The organism is Stenotrophomonas sp. P5_B8, assembly GCF_054049855.1.
Genome location: NZ_JBFULO010000255.1, coordinates 1 through 5,419, shown reverse-complemented (window position 1 = coordinate 5,419; position 5,419 = coordinate 1). Strand labels below are relative to the sequence as shown.

Sequence of the window (5,419 nt, the reverse complement as noted above, 5' to 3'; positions counted from 1 at the left end):
GGCCAGCTCGTCGCGGGCGTGGGCCAGTTCTTCGTTGGAAATCGCACCGGTGGCGGCCAGCCCCTTGCGGCGGTTGAAGTCCTCGCGGACCCGCTTCAAGGTCACCTGGCGCGCGTTCAAATCCGCCTGCGCGCCTTCCACGCTGCGGTAGAGGCCGCGCGTCTGGCGGACGGTCTTGGCCAGGTTGGCTTCGGCCTGCTGCAGTGCCACCTCGGTATCGGCCGGGTCCAACTGCACCAGCAGCTGGCCACGTTCGACGCGCATGCCGTCATCGGCGTTGATCGCCACCACGGTGCCGCTCACCAGCGGGGTGATCTGCACCTGGTTGCCCTGCACGTAGGCATCGTCGGTATCTTCGAACCAGCGGCCGAACATGAAGTACCACAGGGCCAGCGCGGCCAGCAGCAGCACCACGATGACCAACAGGCCGCGCAGCAGCTTGCCGCGACGGGACGGAGCTGCCGGGGCGGCAGCGGGAGCGGATGTCTGGCTCATGGGATGTGTCTCAGGAATGCGTGGAATCGGGGGTGGCGGCAACCGGGGCAGCGTCGCTGGACGGCGTAAAGCCGCCGCCCAGTGCCTGGCTCAGTCGCACCGAAACAAGGATCTGACGCGACTGCAGCTCGGCCAGTCGCTGCTGGGAGGCCAGCAACTGCTCTTCGACACTGAGCACGTCCAGGTAGCTGCCGATGCCGGCGCGGTAACGCTGGTCGGCCAGGTCATGGGCGGCACGTGCGGTGCTTACCGCCTGGGCCTGCGCAGCGGCCTGGTCGGCCAGCGAGCGCACCGCGTTGACCTGGTCGGCCACATCGCGCAGTGCATTGACCACCGACTGGTTGTAGTCGGCCACGGCCAGGTCGTACTGGGCATCGGTCTTGTCCAGGTTGGCACGCAGGCGGCCACCGTCGAAGATCGGCAGGCTCAGCGCCGGACCGAGGAAGGCGAAGGTCGAACCGCTCTTGAGCAACTGGTCCACTTCACTGGACACGACCCCGCCGAGCGCGGTCAGGTTGAGGCTGGGATAGAACTGCGCCTTGGCCGCGTGGATCTCGCGACCGGCCGCTTCCACCCGCCAGCGCGCGGCGACGATATCCGGGCGACGCCCGAGCAGTTCGCTGGGCAGCACGCCCGGCAGTTGCAGTGCCAGCGGATTGAGCATCTGCGGGCGCACGATCTGCAGGCCGCGGTCCGGGCCCTGCCCGACCAGCGCGGCCAGCGCGGTGCGGGCCTCGTCGATCTGCTGCTGCGCGGCCTGCCGTTGCTGCTGCGCGGCCGGGATCCGGGCTTCGGCCTGGCGGGTCTGCAGGTCGCTGTCGATGCCGGCGGTACGCCGTTGCCGGGTCAGGTCCAGGGTCTTCTGCGAGCGCGCCAGTTCTTCGCTGGCCACATCGTKCAGCGTCCACGCATAACCCAGCTGTGCGTAGGCTTCGGCGATGGCCGCCGACAGGTTCAGGCGCGCAGCCTGGGCATCCACTTCGGCGGCATGCCCGCTGTCCACGGCCGCTTCCCAGGCGGCGCGCTTGCCGCCCCACAGGTCGATGCCGTAACTGAAACTCAGATAGGCCTGGCCGCTGCCGGCATAACTGCCACCCAGCTCGTCGCCGACCATGGATTCGGGCAGGCGCACGCCGGTGTAGCCGCCGGAGGCGGACAGCTTGGGCAGGCGGTCGGCATGGGCGGTACCGATCTGCGCGCGGGCCTGGCGCAGGCGGGCATCGGCCGCATCCAGCCCGGGATTGCGCTGCAGGCCTTCGGCGATCAGAGCATCGAGCTGGGGATCACCCAGCGCGCGCCACCAGTCGGTGGCGGGCCAACCGGGCTGGCTCAGCCCGCTGGCGGCCAGGGTGCGCTGGGTCTGCAGGCTGTCGGGGTCGAGCAGCCGGCCGTGCGGCGCCAGGCCGCGGCTGCTGGCACAGGCGGCCAGCGCAAGCGCCAGCACGGACAGCAGCACCGGCCGCAACGGGCGCAGTGAAATAGTGCGATCAGGGAAGGAGGTCATGGCKTAATCAGGGAGTCACGTACACGGGTCATGAGGGAAAGCAGGTGGGCGCGCTCGTCCGTGGAGAGATCGCGCATTGCGTCGTCGATGGTCTGGTCGCCGCGCTGCTTCAGCCGGGCCCACAGTTGGCGGCCTTCATCAGTCAATACGATCTGCAACGCACGCCGGTCCTGGGCATGCGGCTCGCGCCGCACACAGCCCATTGCTTCCAGCTTGTCCAGCAGGCGGGTCACCGCGCTGGGCACCTGGTCCAGGGCCTGGGCCAACTCGTTGGCGGTGCACGGGGCCTTGACCGAGAGCACCTTCAATCCGAGGTAGTGGGTAAAACCAATGCCGAGGTTTTCCTCAGCCATCGACGTGTCGAGCTGACGGACCAGGCCGTCGCGCACCTGGCGCAACAACAGGCCGAAGCTGGGGGGAGTGGCTTCAGGACAGATCATCATGCGGCGCACTTTACTTCCAGAAGATATATTTCTCAATGGAACTATTCAATCTGGAACAAAATGCTGTGTTGCACCGAACAGAACGCTGATGGGGGTGGGACACCTTAATAGCCAGCCCTGATGGCCCGGTATTACAATCTGGACAATGAATAGCATTTTCAGGCCAGAGGACGCCGTACTCCCCCCGCCGCTGGTACGCCACGAGGTGCTGGACTGGCTCGAGCGCGACGACGGCGTGCCGGTGCTGGGCTTCCAGATCGAGAGCGCGCGCGGGCTGGAACGCGAGATCGACTGGCATGAGCACCGCCGGGCCCAACTGATCTGCGTGGAGGTCGGGCTGCTCAACACCCGCACCCGCCACGGCAACTGGTCGCTGCCGCCGGGCTGCGCCGGCTGGATGCCGCCGGGCGAGCCGCACACCGTGGACATCTCCGGACCGCTGCGTGGCTGGGGCCTGATCATCAGCCCGGCGCTGGCCCATGACCTGCCCGACGAGCCCTGCGTGATTGCCATTTCCGACCTGCTGCAGGCGCTGGCACTGCGGGTGACCCGCTGGATGCCCACCCCCAAGGCCGATCTGCGCCAACAGCACATGATCGAGGTGCTGCTCGATGAGATCCGCAATGCGCCGCGCCAGCGCATGCACCTGCCGATGCCGCAGGACCGGCGGCTGCTGCGGATCGCCTCGCAGCTGATCGCCGATCCGGCCGACGGCCGCAGCCTGGAACAGTGGGCGCACTGGGCCGGGCTGTCGCCGCGTACACTCACCCGGCACTTCCGCGACGAGACCACGCTCAGCTTCGCCCAGTGGCGCCAGCAGGCGCGCCTGGCCGAGGGTCTGCGGCGTCTGTCGGATGGGCACAGCGTGTCCGACATCGCCTACGAGCTGGGTTTCAGCAGCCCCAGCGCCTTCGTCACCGTGTTCCGCCGCCACTTCGGCTGCCCGCCCGGGCGCTACCTGGCACGGACCGGACACCCCCTCAATCCATCACGCGGCTTGGCATCCCCGGCCGCATCCGGATAATCGTCCGCCTGCGAGGGCGACAGCCGTCGCCGTCCCTTGCCACAGGTAACAATCCCGCATGACCGATCTTGCCCGCCCCGCGTTCCACGGCTTTGAACAGCTGCCCCTGCGCGAGTACGCCGAACGGGCGTACCTGGACTATTCGATGTACGTGGTGCTCGACCGCGCACTGCCGTTCATCGGCGACGGCCTCAAGCCGGTGCAGCGCCGCATCATCTATGCGATGAGCGAGCTGGGCCTGAATGCCGCCTCCAAGCCGAAGAAATCCGCGCGTACCGTCGGTGATGTGATCGGTAAGTACCACCCGCACGGTGACAGCGCCTGTTACGAAGCGCTGGTGCTGATGGCCCAGCCGTTCTCCTACCGCTATCCGCTGATCGAGGGCCAGGGCAACTTCGGTTCCACCGACGATCCCAAGTCGTTCGCGGCCATGCGTTACACCGAGTCCAAGCTGACCCCGATCGCCGAAGTGCTGCTGGGCGAAATCAACCAGGGCACCACCGACTGGACCCCGAACTTCGACGGCACCCTGGAAGAACCGACCTGGATGCCGGCGCGCCTGCCGCACCTGCTGCTCAACGGCACCACCGGCATCGCCGTGGGCATGGCCACCGACGTGCCGCCGCACAACCTCAACGAGATCGTCAGCGCGCTGCTGCACCTGCTCGATGATCCGGACGCGACCATCGCCGACCTGTGCGAACACGTGAAGGGACCGGACTATCCGAGCTTCGCCGAGATCATCACCGCGCCGGCCGACCTGCGGAACATGTACGAAACCGGCTACGGCAGCGTGCGTGCGCGCGCGACGTACTTCAAGGAATCGACCAACATCGTCATCAACGCGCTGCCCTTCCAGGTATCGCCGTCGAAGGTGATCGAGCAGATCGCCGCGCAGATGCGCGCCAAGAAGCTGCCGTGGCTGGAAGACATCCGCGACGAGTCCGACCACGCCAACCCGGTGCGGGTGGTGCTGGTGCCGCGCTCCAACCGCGTGGACGCCGACCAGCTGATGGGCCACCTGTTCGCCATCACCGACCTGGAGCGCAGCTACCGGGTCAACCTCAACGTGATCGGGTTGGACGGGCGTCCGCAGGTGAAGAACCTGAAGATGCTGCTCAGCGAGTGGCTGCAGTTCCGCGCCACCACCGTCACCCGCCGCCTCACCCATCGCCTGCAGAAGGTCGAGCGCCGCCTGCACCTGCTGGACGGCCTGCTGGTGGCCTTCCTCAACCTGGATGAAGTGATCCGCATCATCCGCACCGAGGACGAAGCCAAGCCGGCGCTGATCGCGCGTTTCGCGCTGAGCGAGGAACAGGCCGAATACATCCTGGACACCCGGCTCAAGCAGCTGGCGCGCCTGGAAGAAATGAAGATCCGTGGCGAGCAGGACGAGCTGGCCAAGGAGCGCGACAAGATCCTGTCGATCCTGGACAGCAAGGCCAAGCTGAAGAAGCTGATCCGCGACGAACTCACCGCCGATGCGAAGAAGTTCGGCGATGACCGCCGCTCGCCGCTGGTACAGCGTGGCGCGGCGCAGGCCATCGATGAAACCGAGCTGGTGCCGAGCGAGCCGATGACCGTGGTGCTGTCGGAGAAGGGCTGGATCCGTGCGGCCAAGGGCCACGACATGGACCCGTCCACGCTGTCCTATCGCGACGGCGATGCGTTGCTGGGGGCGGTGCGTGCGCGCAGCACCCAGCAGGTGGCGTTCCTGGACAGCGAGGGCCGCGCGTATTCGACCCTGATCCACACCCTGCCCTCGGCGCGCGGCAACGGCGAACCGCTGACCGGCCGCTTCTCGCCGGCGCCGGGCAGCGCGTTCATGACCCTGGCCAGTGGCGAGAACAACACCCGCTTCGTGCTGGCCTCCACGCACGGCTACGGCTTCGTGACCCGCTTCGAGAACCTGACCGGGCGCAACAAGGCCGGCAAGGCGATGCTCAACCTGAC

At 67.4% G+C, this 5,419-nt stretch carries 4 protein-coding genes and 1 pseudogene; 2 read left to right on the top strand and 3 right to left on the bottom strand.

Translation table 11 applies throughout. The features are described 5' to 3' along the window. From emrA to ACXJKH_RS13675, 3 genes and pseudogenes are all read right to left on the bottom strand, one after another. Window positions 1–495 (bottom strand): annotated as a pseudogene (gene emrA / locus ACXJKH_RS13685) (multidrug efflux MFS transporter periplasmic adaptor subunit EmrA); the annotation flags it as partial. A gap of 10 nt (window positions 496–505) precedes the next feature. After that, entirely contained in the window at window positions 506–1,999 is a 1,494-nt protein-coding gene (locus ACXJKH_RS13680) for an efflux transporter outer membrane subunit (protein ID WP_457320042.1), read from the bottom strand. Next, window positions 1,996–2,439, bottom strand: a complete 444-nt coding sequence (locus ACXJKH_RS13675; RefSeq protein WP_457320044.1) for a MarR family winged helix-turn-helix transcriptional regulator — start codon at window positions 2,437–2,439, stop codon at window positions 1,996–1,998. Before ACXJKH_RS13675 ends, ACXJKH_RS13680 begins: the two co-directional genes overlap by 4 nt. Before the next feature lie 148 nt (window positions 2,440–2,587). Here ACXJKH_RS13675 and ACXJKH_RS13670 point away from each other — a divergent pair, with 148 nt between their 5' ends. Both ACXJKH_RS13670 and parC read left to right on the top strand, forming a co-directional pair. Further along, a complete protein-coding gene (locus tag ACXJKH_RS13670) occupies window positions 2,588–3,466 on the top strand; it encodes an AraC family transcriptional regulator (protein WP_457320040.1) in 879 nt (292 codons plus the stop codon). Window positions 3,467–3,524: 58 nt separating this feature from the next. Next, window positions 3,525–5,419: DNA topoisomerase IV subunit A (gene parC / locus ACXJKH_RS13665; protein ID WP_457320038.1), on the top strand; the 1,895-nt coding region annotated here is incomplete at its 3' end.